We start from the raw sequence: 15877 nt of genomic DNA on the forward strand, positions 1-15877 counted from the left end.
TCAAAAATCAATCTTGGATTTAATTAATTCGCCGGCAAAAATTTTATTCCTGCCACCCGTTTATAAAAAAGGTTACCCTGTCCTTATTATAATATGTAATTGAAAAAATGTATAAAACAAGGCACGATAAAAATCGTGCCTTGAAACTATTTACGTATTACTTCTTGTTTTCAACAAGAAAGTCGATTGCTTTTTTGTATTTAAGTTCTTCTTTGATGCCTTCTGTTCCGCCAAGAGCTTTTTTGATGTTATCAACAGGCATGTTGTACATTCCTGCCATTTTTTCAAGCTCAGCATTTACATCTTCTTCAGATACTTCTAAGTTTTCAGCCTTAGCAATAGCTTCTAAAGTTAATCTTACACGAACATTTTTCTCAGCATCAGCCTTCATTTGTTCGCGAAGAGCTTCTTCACCTTGGCCAGAGAATTGATAGTAAAGCTGAAGGTTCATGCCTTGCATTTGCAGACGTTGTTCAAAATCTTGAAGAAGACGATTTACTTCGTTGTCAATCATCACTTCTGGAAGTTCAACTTGAGCATTTTCAGCAGCTTTTTCCACTACTGTATCTTGTAGGTTGTGTTCTGCTTCATGCTTTTTGCTGTCTTCTAAACGAGTTTTGATTTTCTCTTTTAATGCATCTAAAGTTTCAACTTCATCGTCTACGTCTTTAGCAAACTCGTCATCTAATGCAGGAAGTTCTTTACCTTTAATTTCGTGAACAGTTGTTTTGAACACAGCTGGTTTACCTGCAAGCTCTGCTGCATGGTATTCTTCAGGGAAAGTTACTTCTACATCTTTAGATTCGCCGGCAGCAACGCCCACAAGTTGTTCTTCAAAGCCAGGAATGAAAGAGCCTGAACCTAGTTCAAGAGAGTAGTTTTCACCTTTGCCGCCTTCGAATGCTTCGCCATCAACAAAGCCTTCAAAGTCGATTACAACTGTGTCGCCAAGTACAGCAGTTCCTTCTTCTTTCACAACAAGCTCAGCATGACGATTTTGAAGAGCTTCTAATTCTTTTTGCACATCTTCTTCTGAAATAGTGGTGTCAAGCTCTTCTACTTCAAGGCCTTTGTATTCGCCTAAAATTACTTCAGGTTTTACTTGAACAGTTGCCTTGAAAGTAAAGTCTTTGTCTTTACCCATTTGCTCAAGGTCAAAATCAACATTTTCAGGCTGAGCAATTGGCTCGATTCCAGTTTCATCGATAGCAGTCATGTATGCATCTGGAAAAATAAAATCTAATGCATCTTGGTATAGAGCTTCTACACCAAAGCGCTTTTCAAACATTCCACGAGGCATTTTACCTTTACGGAAGCCTGGAACATTGATTTGTTTTACTACTTTTTTGAAAGCCGCGTCTAAACCTTCGTTTACTTTATCTGCACTTACTTCAATTGTAAGGACACCGCGGTTTCCTTCTAACTTTTCCCATTTTGCAGTCATTCTTTTCCCTCCAACATCTATTACTCATTTCATTCGTAACGAATTTAAATTCGGAATATGTCTTGTCCACGAAGCCATTTTCCACTTTTTTTGCTGTAAAATAGTTTTTTACACAATGCAACCCTTACATTATAACACAGGATTTGTTTCTTTCAACAGCGAAGGTTATAGATTAGGATAAGAAATTTTCTCAATTTCTTCTATTTCCTGTATAGCAAGGGTGATTTCAACCGGTGATACGTCATAGTCTTTAGATAATTCATTTATTTCCGAGTTTATCCCCATATATGCCTGCGCCAAATATTGAAAGCCAGCAGCCCAAGCAGCCGGATTCTCTGGCTCCAGTTCGAATGGGTAGCTGATAAAGAAAATGCGCTCTACCATTTCACTGATGCTGGCAAAGAGAACGGGATTGCTGCTTTCAAGCCGATTCTCAAGCAGTTCTTTAATAGAGGTCATTTTCGGCTGATGTCTTACATCTGGTATTCCTATCGGATTTATGGTTATTTCTTCCGAAAATTTAACCATTTTTAAGTCTTTGTCGACTTCCTGCTCTTTTAAAAGAGTTAATAGGATTGTTTTTAAAAAGGGATGGCCTATTTCCGCTTTTAAGTAGTCTTCTATTTCGGGGACATAAGGCCTGATGTTTTTATCTGAAAGTCTTGAAATGGCCAGCATTTGCTCGTTCAGGCTGGTTAAGGATAATAGATTTAATGAATCCGGATCGGTATCCTCATTAGGCTCTTCACTACTCAGATCAAGGCTTTTGTTCTCTGCCATTTTTCGGCTGAATTGGAGAAGGGTTAAGAAATGCTCCATTCTTTCCGGCGGAATCTCTTTTTCCTCCAAGAGGGCCTCAATAGTTGAGACGATTTCCTGATATTCATGAAGCTGAATAAGCACTGTTACGTATAAATCCACCAATTGAAAATAGTCACCGATTCCCTTATGAAGCAATTCCTTTGCAAGGACCTTTGCCTTTTGAAAATTCCCAGCCTCAAAATAGGCAAGGACCAGGCCGATTAAAACATCATCGTTATCCTGATCCAGTTCTTTCGCCTCTTCGAGAAGCCTGATGGCTTCAGCATATTTTTTATTGTGCAGGCTTTCTAAGCCTTTGTCCGTTAATCTTTTTTCCATTCCGGGGAAAAAAATCACGTTATCTATTTTTTTCACTTTTTCCCGCTTTTTCATAAGAATCCGTCCTTGTAGGTTATCATTGGAAAATAGTGTAACATAATTAAAGCATAAAAAAAACTCACCTGATGAGGTGAGTATATATTTTGGTATGTAGTAGTGGCGTCCCAGGAGAGATTCGAACTCCCGACCGCACGCTTAGAAGGCGTGTGCTCTATCCAGCTGAGCTACTGGGACATAATCAGTAATCAAAGACAAGATTTATTATATTACCTTAGTATTTTATTGTCAACAGATTATAAATTTTTTCTGAAAAATAATCGGGGGGGGCGCTCCCCCCATTATTAATTAACCTTGAAATCACGAGCCAATCCCGGTATGTCCTTGCCGTTTAATTCATAAACAATCATCCTGACGGAATTCTCCTGCAAGTCAAGGATCACGTATGTTTTTTCAACACGCTGGCGTGGGAGGCGGATGCTGCCTGGGTTCAGGTACAGGGTACCGTCGATCACCTCTGCCCCCAGGATATGCGAATGCCCAAAACAGACAATATCAGCACCAGATTCTTGAGCTTTGTAGGTTAATTTCATCAACGAAGTTTTGACCGAATATCGATGGCCATGGGTAATGAAAATCTTTTTTCCAGAGAGGTCCGTTACCAGCTCCAGCGGGAATCCGCCAAAATCACAATTTCCGCCAACCGTAAAATACCCCATTAAGGACTTGTGGTCCGGGTCCAACTGGGAATCACCGCAATGAATCATTAAATCGACATCGGCCAAGTGCCTTTCCCTGATTACCTCAAGCTCTTTCGTCATACCGTGGCTGTCGCTTACGACCAATACCTTGCTCATTTGCCTTCAGCGCTTTCCAGCTTCGAATCTAGCACCGAATCCAATTTCCTTAACGCATTCGCCCGATGGCTGATTTTATTTTTTTCATCAGCAGATAGCTTTGCCATTGCCACTCCCTTTTCCGGAGCAAAGAAAACCGGGTCATAGCCGAAGCCGTTGGTACCCCTTGGCTCTTCCAATATCCGGCCTTCACAGGTACCTGACACCGTAAACGTCTCCTGACCAGGGATGGCAACTGCTAAAGCACAATAGAAGCGTGCTGTTCTCTGCTCCTCAGGAACACCCTCTAGCTCCGCAAGTACCTTATTCGTGTTATTCAAGTCATTTTTCGGTTCCCCAGCATAGCGGGCCGAATAGATGCCTGGACGGCCTTCAAGCGCGTCAACGATTAGTCCCGAATCATCGCCAATTACCATTTTCCCAAGTGCCTTCGAAATGGTTTCCGCCTTTAATGTGGCATTTTCCTCAAAGGTTGTCCCGGTTTCTTCTACCTCCGGAAGCTCCGGAAAGTCCAGCAACGTCCGCACTGTAATTCCTCTGCTTGCAAAAATATGATCAAACTCCCTGGCCTTTCCGGGATTTTTCGTGGCAATGATAACTTCATTCATATGAATCTCCTCTATTTCTTTCTGCGATTTTCAATTTTTTGCATGATTTCCTCGCCAAGGGCCGCCTTTTGCTGTTCAAACAACTCCATGAGGCCCTCTTGAGCAGCACCAAGCAACCCTTGGAGATCATTGTAGGAAAATGTCGATTCCTCACCCGTTCCCTGCAGCTCAACAAATTCGCCGCTTCCTGTCATGACAACATTCATATCGACCTGTGCCTTGGAATCCTCTATGTAATTTAAATCTAACACTACTTGGCCGCCCTCTAAAATTCCGACACTCGTTGCAGCTAAATAATCAGTAATCGGAAACTTTGATAATGATTTTTTCCCAGAAAACGACTGTAAGGCAAGAGACAAAGCCACAAAAGCCCCCGTTATCGAAGCTGTTCTTGTTCCGCCGTCCGCCTGAATAACATCACAGTCAATCCAAACAGTTCGCTCGCCCAGCGCTTCAAGATCCACTACCGCTCTTAAGGCACGGCCGATTAATCGCTGGATTTCCATTGTCCGGCCGGTAACCTTGCCTTTCGAGGACTCTCGGATATTCCTTGTTTCCGTTGCCCGGGGAAGCATCGCATATTCCGCGGTGATCCAGCCCTTGCCTTGCCCTCTCATAAACGGCGGGACTTTATCCTCAATGCTAGCGGTACAAATCACCTTTGTATTGCCGACTGAAATAAGGACCGAGCCTTCCGGATGCATTAAATAATTGGTTTCAATATGTACGGGTCTTAATTGCAATGGCTCTCTTCCGTCTGCACGCGCCATATCCCAAACTCCTCCTCCGTGGTCACTGTAAGGGACTCTCCCCCCTTACAAAAACACTAAATACAAAATAGAAAGAGGCGGCAGTCAGCCAACCTCTTTGATTGTCATTATATAGTATAACAAAAATTATTTTTTAAAAACTACCTGTATTGACTTTTTCTGGGCGGGTAACCGGTGCAGAAAGCTTCTTACCCTTGTCATTCTTCAATTCCGCTTTACCGTCAACTAAAACTGCTACCTTTTGTACGCCCTTCTGTTCAGTCAAGGAAAGCACCAGTGTATCCAATAGGTTCTGCGAAATCACTTTCTCTTCAAAGCTGCCGTAAATATTTTTGTTAAAGTTTAAGGTGACAGTTCCGTCCTGATATTTCGGTGTTTCATTTAGTTTAACGTCAGTCATAAATTCAGAAACAAGGTTCGATTTTTCACTTGGGCCCTTGATTAATTCATTGACTGCCGCTGTGATTGGATCCTTCTCACTTGCTTTCACCCTGCGGGTCACTGGCACATAATAGTAGGAGCCTTCTTCACCGCCAATAAAGTATACAGTAATTGGCTTCGTATTCGTGATATCCACTACATCCTTTGTATCTAAGTTGATGCCTGTTGCCCTGGAAAGCTTTTCGCTGATTGGCGTTCCTTTTACAGGCATTTCCGTTAATTCATGGCCGTTCATTTTTAGCTTAACAGAATTGACACCAGCAAACTGCGTCAGGGTCCAGGTGACTGACTGAAGAATTTTCAATTCATCCTCAGGCTGATAGTTTTTGAATTCCTTTGAAAAATCAACGACTGCAACCCCATCTTTAATATTAACCGATGGTTTTGTATCCTCAGGCAGAACGGCTCTAAAATCATTCGGCAGCATATCCGTTACAGGTCCGTTCACCACTAAGTAATCCAACGCCTGTTTAGCGACTGATTTTGTTTTTGGAAGATTTAATGTTTGTGGGACAACATAACCATTCTTGTCAATGAGATATAGCTCCGTCTTCAACACATTCTCTGCATTTTCCTTCTTTACGGCCGCTGTTTCCTTATTGATGTTCTTCTCACTCGTTGTCGTCACCGTTTTTGGCGGATCAATTTTCTTTTGTGTTTCACTGCCAAATAGGCCGCAGCCGGATAGCACAACCGTGGAAGTGAGCACAGCCAGGCCAAGAATTTTTGCTTTATTTTTGAACATATTTTTCCCCCCTAAGACTGTTTGTACTATCATGTATACGAGCCTATGAAAAAATTAGACCGCCTCGAAAAGAAAAATAGGACAAATTTATTAAATTTTTTTTTAAAAAAAATAGAGCCCACCAAGGACTCTATTTTACAATTTTATTTTTTTCACGTTTTCAATAGGGGCGCCGAGCCATTGCGACGCTATTTTTGAAAAAATCCAGGTGGAGCCAGTCGTATAGAATTCATGTTCTGGTGCCTGCTCGTCTGATTCAAGGAGTCCTTTATATTGGAGAATGGCACTAATCTCCCTGGCCGTTTCATCACCTGAGCTAATGACACTAACCTTTTCACCCATGATTTTTTTGATCAACGGTTCGAGCAGTGGATAATGGGTGCACCCCAAAATAAGCGTATCCAAGTTTTGATTCAATAAAGGCTGCAGCGCTTCATCCACAATTTTCGCAGCAATCGGCCCATCGTATTCACCGCTTTCCACCAGCGGCACAAACTTGGGGCAGGATTGACTTTTGACAAAAAGACGGCTGTTAAGTGATTTTAATGCCTTTTCGTAGGCACCGCTTTTGACAGTTCCATCTGTCCCAATAATTCCGACACGATAGTTTTTTGTCCGTTTTATTGCCGCTCTTGCTCCTGGGTTAATGACCCCTAGCACAGGAATCGATAATTCCCTGCGGATATCGTCGAGCGCAGCTGCTGTTGCCGTATTGCAGGCAATTACCAGCATTTTTATATTTTTTTCTAATAAAAAGTGGGTCAATTCCCATGTAAATCTTTTTACTTCTTTCGTCGATCTTGGGCCGTAGGGACAGCGCGCGGTATCACCCAAATAGATGATTTTCTCGTTTGGCAGCTGCCTCATGACCTCTTTAGCAACGGTCAGGCCGCCGACACCAGAATCTATAACACCAATTGCTTGCTTCAAACTTTTCGCCTCATTTTGCTGTTAGCAACTTCTTTATATTCGAACGCATCATATCAACTGCGTTCATAAACGAACCTCTGGCTCGCCAATCCGTCTACTGGACTTACTTCATTTCCTGATGCAGTTTTATTAAGTTGTTTTGCAAGAGTTGAATTTCTTCCTTATTGAAGTTTTTTAAGACTTCTTCAAGATAGACTTGACGCTTTTTAATCACTTCATCAATGATTCTCTTGCCTTCTTCGAGAAGATGGATTCTCACAACACGGCGATCGTTTGTATCTTTCACCCGCTCTACCAAAAGATTTTTCTCCATACGGTCGACCAGATCAGTGGTAGTACTGCAGGCTAAATACATTTTAGTAGAGAGCTCGCCAATTGTCATATCTCCGTCTTCAAAGAGCCATTGCAGGGCAACGAATTGAGGAGGAGTAATTTTATAATTACTCAACATCTCTCTTCCCTTTTGCTTAATTATGCCTGATATATACCGCAGTTCTTTTTCGATATTTGCGACAACGTCCCCAGTCACTTTTTGGGAATTTTCGAGTTTCATTTGTTCTACACTCCTAAAATAGGCTTCTCCTCATGACATGACCAAATAAAAAATACTTTTCAAGCTTGTACTTATTGTCTACTTTTTTCAGGAAAATTTCAAGCCGGAACTGTCTTGTCAGCTTCTCAAAAAAACTGGCAAGATGAAGGTGCTTCATCCTGCCAGTTGGATTATTCGATCTCTTCCAGCTTTCCAAAGGAGCCAAAAAATTCGTAATGGATCCGTTCTTCTGGAACTCCCCATTGTTTTAAAGCTTTATTAACCACTTTCATGAAAGGCTCCGGTCCGCAGAAATAAAAATCGGCATCCTTGGTTGGTAAACTTTGCTGCAGCCACTCCAGGCTAAAAAATCCTTCTTTATCGTAATTTTTCATTTCTTTATCATCTTCTGATGGTTTTTCATAAATAACGAAGGAGTGGACATTCTTATGTCCAGCTGCCAGGTCATTTACATGGGCTCTGAAGGCATGCAGTTGGCTGTTTATGGCTGCATGGATATAATAAATTTCCCGATTTGAGCTTTCGTTTACGGTTGTGTTTAACATGGCCATCATCGGAGTAAGACCAACCCCACCGCTAATTAATACTAGCGGAAGATTCGTATCCAAATCTAAATAAAAATCACCGGCAGGTGCGGTAATCGGAATCGTATCTCCCTCTTTTACATGAGTGTGCAAATAGGTGGAAACAATCCCAGCAGGAATGTTATCCCCTTTTGGGTCTTCCCGTTTTACACTGATTCGGTAATAATTCTGACCGGGACGATCTGATAAACTATACTGGCGTAAATGGGTGTATTGTTCACCGGGAATCTCCAGTTTTACGGTAATGTATTGACCGGGAATATAGCTGGCAATTTCCTTACCGTCTTGCGGCTTTAAGTAAAACGACGTGATGACGTCGCTTTCTTTCACCTTTTTTTCCACAACAAAATTCCGGTAGCCGGCCCAGCCGCCAGGCATTGTCTCCGCCGTTTTATACATTTTATTTTCCATTCTAATAAACACATCTGCGATGACCCCATATGCATCCGCCCATGCATCAATAATTTCTTGTGTTGCCGCATCGCCTAATACTTCTTTGATGGCTCCCAGCAAATTTTCACCAACTATCGGATAGTGCTCCGGCTTAATTTGCAGGCTTCGATGTTTTTCACCAATTCGCTCGAGAACGGGCATAATTTGGCTGAAATCTTCAATATTTGCCGCTGCCCCGTAAACAGCATCTGCGAGTGCTTTAGGCTGGTGACCTGTTATTTGATGCGTTTGATTGAAAATATTGAGAAGCTCCGGGTGCTGCTTAAACATACGCTTATAAAAATGCTTGGTTATTTGTTCACCATGATCCTTCACAATCGGAAGTGTGGCTTTTATGATTTCAAGCTTATTCGGATCAAGAGTTTTTACCGTCTTTACGACCTCTTGCCAAGAATTTTTCTCTTTAATTTGCGTATTAGACATAATGTATTTCTTACCTCCTTTATCCTTACTACTAAAGTATCTCCTGACTTGAAGATGATAAAGGAGGTAAGTATTGTTATGTTATTACAAAAAATTGTCCAAATAAATGTATGAACCGGCGTCCCATAAGGATGCCGGTCATGTTTAAAGTTCTAGCTCTCCCATACGAAGGAGTTCTACAACTGCCTGTGATCGCCCCTTCACACCAAGCTTTTGCATGGCATTCGAAATATGATTCCGAACTGTTTTTTCGCTGATAAATAATTCACTAGCGATTTCTTTTGTTGTTTTGTCCTGTACTAACAGTTCGAATACTTCTCTTTCTCGTTTGGTGAGTAATGGCTTGTGAGTATATTCATTCTCCTTCAAGTATTGTAACCCTCCTTGCCTTCGCCAGTTATGCACCGGGGGTGGGTATATATTTAGTCACCATATCTTATGTGAACTGGTCAGGGGGAGTGACTATATTTACTCGTTAGATATGAATTTTATGAAAAAACTTCCCCAAAAAAAACTTTCTAAAAAAAAGACAAGAGCCCTTCTTTTATGAGCTCTTTAGCATTGCATATATAATATATCGTTTTGGGGCGTTTCCGACGTAACGGAAGGGGTAGCATGTTGTTAGAATTAATTCTTCTTCTTTGTTTTGCAAGGTGATAATACTGGTATCGTCTGACTTCACGATTTTCGTATGGGTTATTTCGTAATTGAAGTTACCATAGGGCATTTGCATATTTAAGGAGTCGCCTACTTTCAGTTCACCTAAGTGGCGAAAAACGGTATCGCGATGTCCCGATAAAACAATTTGCCCTTTATCGCCGGGAAAATACGATCCTTTATAGTGGCCTACTCCTCTTTCTAAATCATCGGGATTTGTCCCTTCCACGATCGCCAGTTCCGCTTTTATCTTCGGTATGGCCAATAGACCGACTGTATCCCCCATATTCGGCGGTTTGCTTTCACCCTGTTTCTGTCCTGGTTGATTATTGCTTGAAACCTTTTTGGGCTGCTCACGCACTAAGTTTTTTGCTTCTTGAAGGGAGGCTTTTGTTTGCATTTTTGTGTCTGCAATCTGCCATAATCCGATACCTAAAACTATGAGCCCGGCCAATATAATAAGAATTGGAATCTTAGCTTTCACCATAAATACCTGCCTTTTCAAAAAGCTCATACTATTAGTTCAAGTATAACAAACGGGCAGAGAAACGACTATAATTTCCAGACAAGAAAAAACCTCCCTTTCATTGTAAAAAGGAGGTTTTTAACATTATTAGTCGCGGTCGGAGCCGAAGAAGTTTCTAAATGCTTGGAATGTTGTTTCACGGTTCAATGCTGCGATTGAGGTAGTCAATGGAATACCTTTTGGACAGGATTGAACACAGTTTTGTGAGTTACCGCAGCCTTCAAGACCGCCTTCACCCATGATGGTTTCAAGCCGCTCAGCCTTATTCATCGCACCTGTTGGATGAGCATTGAAAAGACGAACCTGTGATAATGGCTGCGGTCCGAAAAATTTTGATTTACTGTTAACATTCGGACATGCCTCTAGGCAGACACCACATGTCATACACTTGGAAAGCTCGTAAGCCCATTGGCGTTTATTCTCAGGCATACGAGGTCCTGGTCCTAGGTCATAGGTTCCGTCAATTGGAATCCACGCTTTCACTCTCTTTAATGCATCAAACATTCTGCTGCGATCAACCTGAAGGTCGCGCACAACAGGGAATGTCCGCATTGGAGCTAAGCGGATCGGCTGCTCCAATTGATCCACTAAGGCCGAACAGGATTGGCGCGGCTTTCCGTTGATAATCATTGAACATGCACCACAAACCTCTTCAAGACAGTTCATATCCCAAGTAATTGGGCTGGTAGCTTGTCCTTTTGCATTAACAGGGTTTCTCCGAACTTCCATTAACGCCGAGATAACATTCATCCCCGGGCGGTATGGAACTTCAAATTCTTCCTCATAAGGGGCAGAATTTTCATTGTCCTGACGTTGAATAATAAATTTTACAGTCTTAGTTTCAGCCATCTTTTCTTCTCCCCTTTCCTATTAGTGTTTTGTTGTATAGTCACGCTTCCGTGGTTGAATTAAAGACACATCAATATCTTCATAATGGAAAGCTGGTGCAGTTTTCGCATCTGTAAATTTAGCCATTGTTGTCTTCATGAATTCCTCATCATTCCGTTCAGGGAATTCAGGCTTATAATGGGCGCCACGGCTTTCATTACGGTTGTACGCACCAAGCGTAATAACGCGAGCCAATTGCAGCATGTTTTGCAGTTGTCTTGTAAAGGCTGCTCCTTGGTTGCTCCATTTAGATGTATCATTAATATTGATTTTTTGGTAACGCTCTAACAGTTCTTGGATCTTTTCGTCTGTTTTCAACAGTTTGTCATTGTAACGAACAACTGTTACATTATCAGTCATCCACTCGCCAAGCTCTTTATGAAGAATGTAGGCATTTTCATTGCCATCCAATGACATAATATTGTTCCACTTTTCTTCCTGCTCTTTAACATGACGGTCAAAGACAGTAGAAGAAACAGCATCCGAGCTTTTCTCAAGTCCTTCAATATAGCTAACCGCATTTGGTCCTGCAACCATACCGCCAAAAACGGCAGAAAGCAGTGAGTTTGCGCCAAGACGGTTCGCACCATGCTGAGAATAATCACATTCTCCAGCAGCAAATAGGCCTGGAATGCTAGTCATTTGGTCATAATTAACCCAAAGTCCGCCCATTGAATAGTGAACGGCAGGGAAAATTTTCATTGGAACTTTACGCGGGTCATCACCAACAAATTTTTCATAAATTTCAATGATACCGCCAAGTTTAACATCCAATTCATGAGGATCCTTATGAGATAGGTCAAGGAATACCATGTTTTCACCGTTAACACCCAATTTTTGATTAACACAGACATCAAAAATTTCACGTGTTGCGATATCACGTGGTACCAGGTTACCGTATGCAGGATATTTTTCCTCTAGGAAGTACCAAGGCTTTCCGTCTTTGTATGTCCAAACACGGCCGCCTTCACCACGAGCAGATTCACTCATTAAGCGAAGTTTATCGTCACCAGGGATGGCAGTTGGGTGAATCTGAATCATTTCACCGTTTGCATAATATGCACCCTGCTGATAAACAATCGATGCTGCCGAACCAGTGTTAATTACTGAGTTTGTAGATTTACCAAAAATAATACCAGGTCCGCCAGTTGCCATAATTACGGCATCTGCAACGAAAGATTTGATTTCCATTGTTTTTAAGTCTTGGGCAACGATTCCACGGCAAACGCCTTCCTCGTCAACGACTGCACCTAAAAACTCCCAGCCTTCATATTTAGTAACAAGCCCTGCTACCTCGTGGCGGCGAACCTGCTCATCCAATGCATATAAAAGCTGCTGACCAGTTGTTGCACCTGCAAATGCAGTTCTGTGGTGTTGAGTTCCCCCGAAACGGCGGAAGTCTAATAAGCCTTCTGGAGTACGGTTAAACATAACACCCATCCGGTCAAATAAATTGATAATACCAGGCGCGGCATCACACATTGCCTTAACCGGAGGCTGGTTAGCCAAGAAATCTCCGCCATAAACCGTATCATCAAAGTGAATCCATGGGGAATCCCCTTCACCTTTAGTATTTACTGCTCCATTAATACCGCCTTGGGCACAAACAGAGTGAGAGCGTTTAACAGGAACAAGAGAAAATAATTCTACAGGAGTTCCGTGTTCTGCAACTTTAATAGTCGCCATCAAGCCGGCCAATCCGCCACCGACAATGATCACCTTACCTTTACTCATCGTGACTCACTCCCTTAATCCAAATCCAATATTTTTCCAATCAAGAAATCATTAATTTATCAAACAAAAGCTAATAGAGTTTGAACGGCTACGATAGATAGAAGTACGAAAACTACCATCGTAAAATATGTAGCAATAGTTTGTGACCGTGGGGATTGCGTAATACCCCAGCTTACCATGAAAGACCATAATCCGTTCGCAAAGTGAAAAATAGCTGAAATAATACCAATTACATAAAATGCAAACATGACTGGTGAAGAAAGAATATCATGCATCATTTGGAAGTTAACCTCAGCACCAAATGCAGCGGCAATACGTGTTTCCCACACATGCCATGCGATAAAAATAAGAGTGATTACCCCTGATACACGCTGAAGCAGGAACATCCAGTTTCTAAAGAAACCAAATCTTGAAACATTGTTTTTTGCTGTAAATGCAATGTACAGACCATAGATTGCATGGAACAGCAAAGGTAAATAAATTACTACTGTTTCAAGGACAATACGGAACGGAAGTGTCCCCATGAAATTTGCTGCCTTGTTGAAGGATTCCACTCCTTCTGTTGCAAAGTGGTTGACAATCAGGTGCTGAACAATGAATACCCCGATTGGGATAACCCCAAGCAACGAGTGCAGTCTCCGATTGAAAAATTCGCGATTCCCCGCCATTGATTTACCCCCTTTTAAATTTTAAAAAATGATGTTAAGTTTTAACTTCCTTCATTAATATAACCTAGCATCACTGTGACAATTATGTGACATGTCCATTTTACTCCCAACATCATAGAGCGTCAAGGAAACGGATACATAAAAAAGCGTTGAAAACTAAAATTTTTATAATATATTGATATTATTATAGATATGAATTTCAGCATGTCATCGTTTTGTAAGCGCTTTATTTTTGTTTGTAATTACCAACATCTTACTGGATAATTTTTTTCCTATATCGGAAACGATAATTATGATAAGAAATAAGAACATATATTGTAAAATAATAAATTTCTTTGCGACTTCTTTACATTATTAGAAAACTGTACTGAAACAGAACTCGATTTGTATATAATAGAATGATAGAAAGAGGGGAAGTAAATGAAAAATAGTGCAGTAATGGACCAAGATCTACAAACGCCTGAACCAAGGACAGTCTCTATATTTGGCTATGAATTAATTAGAGAAGTTCTTCTCCCTGAGATTTTCGGCAAGGACACTCCTGAAATTCTTTACTGGGCAGGGAAACGTCTCGCTCGAAAATATCCTTTGGAAAGCTACGAAAGCCTGATAGATTTTTTTTCAAAAGCTTCATGGGGTGAGTTAGAAATTAAGAAGGAAGCAAAAAATGAGCTGGAATTCGAGTTGGCAAGTCCAATGATTGTATCGCGTGTTAAATCAAAAGCGGAAAACTTCTTTCAACTTGAAGCCGGCTTCCTAGCTCAGCAAATCGAAGTCCAAAAAGGGGCTATTGCGGAAACCTTCGAACACCCGGTCAAAAAATCGAACAAAGTTTGCTTCACCGTCAAATGGGATAAAGACTAAAAGAAAGGGGGGCAAAGCCCCCCTTTTCTTAACGCATAAATTCAACTACGCCCCATGAACCGTCCAGCCGGACTCGCCAATCGGCGAGTTTTCATTTAATTTTGCCCAAGTTCAAATGCTTCGTGCAGGGCTTCTACTGCTTTGAGCATATTTTTTTCTTCTACTACAGCTGATACTTTGATTTCTGAGGTGCTGACCATCTTTACTGGAATATTGCTGTTCGCAAGAACCTCAAACATTTTCGCAGCCACACCAGGATTAGAAATCATTCCGGAACCAACAATTGATACCTTTGCCAGTTTATTCTCAGCATCAAGCTGGTCATAGGCAAGTGTTTCTTTATTGTTTTCGAGCACATTTAAGGTTGGGATCCAATCATCGGTATGGATGGAAAAGGAGAGATTGGCTGCGCCCTCATCTGTTGTGCTTTGAATAATAATATCCACGTTAATGTGATTTTTGGCCAATGTCGTAAAAATAGTTGATAAGCTTGTTAATGAATTTCTAAGCCCTAAAACAGTAACCCGTGTAATTCCATCTTCAAACGCGACTCCGCGTACGACTAAATTTTGTTCCATCGTTGCTTCCCCCTCAATTACAGTTCCTTCAACCTTCTCCATGCTAGAGCGGACCTCAAGCCTTACATTATAATTTTTTGCAAACTCGACCGCTCTTGGATGTAGAACTCCCGCACCCAGATTGGCCAGTTCAAGCATTTCATCATACGATACTGATAATAATTTCCGAGCGTTCTTGACATAACGGGGATCCGTTGTAAATACCCCGGTTACATCGGTATAAATATCACATTTATCCGCATTTAGCGCAGCCGCCAACGCAACTGCAGTTGTATCAGAACCCCCGCGTCCGAGCGTAGTGATTTCCCCGACTTCAGTAACCCCTTGGAATCCGGCCACAATAACGACTTTTCCAGCATCAAGCTGGTTTTGAACAGCATCAGTGTTTATTTTCGAAATCCTTGCATTGCCGTGAACAGGCTCTGTCATAATTCCAGCCTGCCAGCCTGTAAAGGAAACAGCCTCCAGACCTTTTTGGTTTAAGGCCATTGAAAGCAATGCGATCGTTACTTGCTCACCTGTTGAAAGCAGCATATCCATTTCCCGCTTATTCGGCTGCTCGGATATTTCCTTTGCCATATTAACAAGCTGGTCCGTTGATTTTCCCATCGCCGAAACAACGACCACTACTTGGTTTCCACATTCCTTTTCCCCCCGCACACATTCTGCGACATTTAGAATTTTTTCAATGCTGCCAACGGAGGTTCCGCCAAATTTCTGTACTATTAAGCCCATGTCTTCCCCTTCTCTCAGTCATTCTTGTAAAAAAATAAAAAGCAATGGGAGCATATCCCATTGCTTTGAAAACACAAAATTAACATTTTCGCGTTAGTAGACAATGAAAGATAGCGCTCCAAGACAACGGTCTTGACAATCCGGCATTTTTTCAATGACGAACCAGCAAGGAAAATAATGAGTGTTTCCCAACTTCGGCGAACATTCCCTTTCAAAGCCCATCGTTGAAGCTCATCCTTCTCCGGGCCTTTACTCTTGAAGCTCGCACCTCTACCTTCACTT

The 15877-nt window shown here is 41.6% G+C and carries 16 protein-coding genes, 1 tRNA gene and 1 riboswitch; of the genes, 1 reads left to right on the forward strand and 16 read right to left on the reverse strand.

Features of this window, described 5'->3' with window-relative positions; all coding sequences use genetic code 11:
- Nucleotides 1-157: 157 nt before the first annotated feature.
- The 15 genes from tig to ACFPA1_RS16815 all read right to left on the reverse strand — a co-directional run bounded on the left by tig (nt 158) and on the right by ACFPA1_RS16815 (nt 13418).
- The gene (gene tig, locus ACFPA1_RS16745) at nt 158-1444 is read right to left on the reverse strand and encodes a trigger factor (RefSeq protein ID WP_378584225.1); all 1287 of its coding nucleotides are present in this window, start codon (nt 1442-1444) and stop codon (nt 158-160) included.
- 165 nt (nt 1445-1609) lie between these two features.
- Nucleotides 1610-2638: a tetratricopeptide repeat protein gene (locus ACFPA1_RS16750; protein WP_378584227.1), complete on the reverse strand. Its 1029-nt coding sequence runs from the start codon at nt 2636-2638 to the stop codon at nt 1610-1612.
- A gap of 103 nt (nt 2639-2741) precedes the next feature.
- Nucleotides 2742-2818 (reverse strand) — tRNA-Arg (locus tag ACFPA1_RS16755).
- A gap of 107 nt (nt 2819-2925) precedes the next feature.
- A complete protein-coding gene (locus tag ACFPA1_RS16760; protein WP_378584228.1) occupies nt 2926-3438 on the reverse strand; it encodes a metallophosphoesterase family protein in 513 nt (170 codons plus the stop codon).
- A complete protein-coding gene (locus ACFPA1_RS16765; protein ID WP_378584230.1) occupies nt 3435-4046 on the reverse strand; it encodes an XTP/dITP diphosphatase in 612 nt (203 codons plus the stop codon). Before ACFPA1_RS16765 ends, ACFPA1_RS16760 begins: the two co-directional genes overlap by 4 nt.
- Before the next feature lie 11 nt (nt 4047-4057).
- A complete protein-coding gene (gene rph / locus ACFPA1_RS16770) occupies nt 4058-4816 on the reverse strand; it encodes a ribonuclease PH (RefSeq protein ID WP_378584232.1) in 759 nt (252 codons plus the stop codon).
- A 133-nt stretch (nt 4817-4949) separates the two neighbouring features.
- Complete coding sequence (locus ACFPA1_RS16775) at nt 4950-6002, reverse strand: GerMN domain-containing protein (protein ID WP_378584233.1); 1053 nt, start codon at nt 6000-6002, stop codon at nt 4950-4952.
- Nucleotides 6003-6137: 135 nt separating this feature from the next.
- Nucleotides 6138-6932 carry a glutamate racemase gene (racE, locus tag ACFPA1_RS16780; protein ID WP_378584235.1) on the reverse strand — a complete coding sequence of 265 codons (795 nt, stop codon included), beginning with the start codon at nt 6930-6932 and terminating at the stop codon, nt 6138-6140.
- Nucleotides 6933-7035: 103 nt separating this feature from the next.
- The gene (locus ACFPA1_RS16785) at nt 7036-7485 is read right to left on the reverse strand and encodes a MarR family winged helix-turn-helix transcriptional regulator (protein WP_213144668.1); all 450 of its coding nucleotides are present in this window, start codon (nt 7483-7485) and stop codon (nt 7036-7038) included.
- Nucleotides 7486-7655: 170 nt separating this feature from the next.
- Nucleotides 7656-8945 (reverse strand): NO-inducible flavohemoprotein, encoded by a 1290-nt coding sequence (gene hmpA, locus ACFPA1_RS16790; RefSeq protein ID WP_378584237.1) that lies wholly within the window; start codon nt 8943-8945, stop codon nt 7656-7658.
- A gap of 144 nt (nt 8946-9089) precedes the next feature.
- Nucleotides 9090-9314 (reverse strand): spore germination transcription factor GerE, encoded by a 225-nt coding sequence (gene gerE / locus ACFPA1_RS16795; protein WP_019154738.1) that lies wholly within the window; start codon nt 9312-9314, stop codon nt 9090-9092.
- A gap of 175 nt (nt 9315-9489) precedes the next feature.
- Nucleotides 9490-10086 (reverse strand): class D sortase, encoded by a 597-nt coding sequence (locus tag ACFPA1_RS16800; RefSeq protein WP_378584414.1) that lies wholly within the window; start codon nt 10084-10086, stop codon nt 9490-9492.
- A 129-nt stretch (nt 10087-10215) separates the two neighbouring features.
- The gene (gene sdhB, locus ACFPA1_RS16805) at nt 10216-10977 is read right to left on the reverse strand and encodes a succinate dehydrogenase iron-sulfur subunit (RefSeq protein ID WP_213144666.1); all 762 of its coding nucleotides are present in this window, start codon (nt 10975-10977) and stop codon (nt 10216-10218) included.
- A gap of 21 nt (nt 10978-10998) precedes the next feature.
- The gene (gene sdhA / locus ACFPA1_RS16810) at nt 10999-12750 is read right to left on the reverse strand and encodes a succinate dehydrogenase flavoprotein subunit (protein WP_213119970.1); all 1752 of its coding nucleotides are present in this window, start codon (nt 12748-12750) and stop codon (nt 10999-11001) included.
- Between the two features lie 59 nt (nt 12751-12809).
- Nucleotides 12810-13418 carry a succinate dehydrogenase cytochrome b558 subunit gene (locus tag ACFPA1_RS16815; RefSeq protein WP_213144665.1) on the reverse strand — a complete coding sequence of 203 codons (609 nt, stop codon included), beginning with the start codon at nt 13416-13418 and terminating at the stop codon, nt 12810-12812.
- A gap of 420 nt (nt 13419-13838) precedes the next feature.
- Here ACFPA1_RS16815 and ACFPA1_RS16820 point away from each other — a divergent pair, with 420 nt between their 5' ends.
- Complete coding sequence (locus tag ACFPA1_RS16820; RefSeq protein ID WP_378584239.1) at nt 13839-14282, forward strand: YslB family protein; 444 nt, start codon at nt 13839-13841, stop codon at nt 14280-14282.
- 95 nt (nt 14283-14377) lie between these two features.
- On the opposite strand, the gene ACFPA1_RS16825 is transcribed toward ACFPA1_RS16820, so the two are convergent.
- Nucleotides 14378-15595, reverse strand: a complete 1218-nt coding sequence (locus ACFPA1_RS16825; protein ID WP_378584241.1) for an aspartate kinase — start codon at nt 15593-15595, stop codon at nt 14378-14380.
- A gap of 103 nt (nt 15596-15698) precedes the next feature.
- Nucleotides 15699-15876: riboswitch (Lysine riboswitch) on the reverse strand.
- Nucleotide 15877 lies beyond the last annotated feature (1 nt).

The organism is Neobacillus sp. GCM10023253 (genome assembly GCF_042653105.1).
Lineage (GTDB): Bacteria > Bacillota > Bacilli > Bacillales > Cytobacillaceae > Neobacillus > Neobacillus citreus.

Excerpts from the sequence above, each read along its gene's own strand:
- rph (WP_378584232.1), bottom strand. The coding sequence starts at position 4,816 with ATGGCGCGTGCAGACGGAAGAGAGCCATTGCAATTAAGACCCGTACAT.
- ACFPA1_RS16825 (WP_378584241.1), bottom strand. The coding sequence starts at position 15,595 with ATGGGCTTAATAGTACAGAAATTTGGCGGAACCTCCGTTGGCAGCATT.
- ACFPA1_RS16750 (WP_378584227.1), bottom strand. The coding sequence starts at position 2,638 with ATGAAAAAGCGGGAAAAAGTGAAAAAAATAGATAACGTGATTTTTTTC.
- ACFPA1_RS16815 (WP_213144665.1), bottom strand. The coding sequence starts at position 13,418 with ATGGCGGGGAATCGCGAATTTTTCAATCGGAGACTGCACTCGTTGCTT.
- tig (WP_378584225.1), bottom strand. The coding sequence starts at position 1,444 with ATGACTGCAAAATGGGAAAAGTTAGAAGGAAACCGCGGTGTCCTTACA.
- ACFPA1_RS16760 (WP_378584228.1), bottom strand. The coding sequence starts at position 3,438 with ATGAGCAAGGTATTGGTCGTAAGCGACAGCCACGGTATGACGAAAGAG.
- hmpA (WP_378584237.1), bottom strand. The coding sequence starts at position 8,945 with ATGTCTAATACGCAAATTAAAGAGAAAAATTCTTGGCAAGAGGTCGTA.
- sdhA (WP_213119970.1), bottom strand. The coding sequence starts at position 12,750 with ATGAGTAAAGGTAAGGTGATCATTGTCGGTGGCGGATTGGCCGGCTTG.
- ACFPA1_RS16775 (WP_378584233.1), bottom strand. The coding sequence starts at position 6,002 with ATGTTCAAAAATAAAGCAAAAATTCTTGGCCTGGCTGTGCTCACTTCC.
- ACFPA1_RS16820 (WP_378584239.1), top strand. The coding sequence starts at position 13,839 with ATGAAAAATAGTGCAGTAATGGACCAAGATCTACAAACGCCTGAACCA.
- ACFPA1_RS16765 (WP_378584230.1), bottom strand. The coding sequence starts at position 4,046 with ATGAATGAAGTTATCATTGCCACGAAAAATCCCGGAAAGGCCAGGGAG.
- sdhB (WP_213144666.1), bottom strand. The coding sequence starts at position 10,977 with ATGGCTGAAACTAAGACTGTAAAATTTATTATTCAACGTCAGGACAAT.
- ACFPA1_RS16785 (WP_213144668.1), bottom strand. The coding sequence starts at position 7,485 with ATGAAACTCGAAAATTCCCAAAAAGTGACTGGGGACGTTGTCGCAAAT.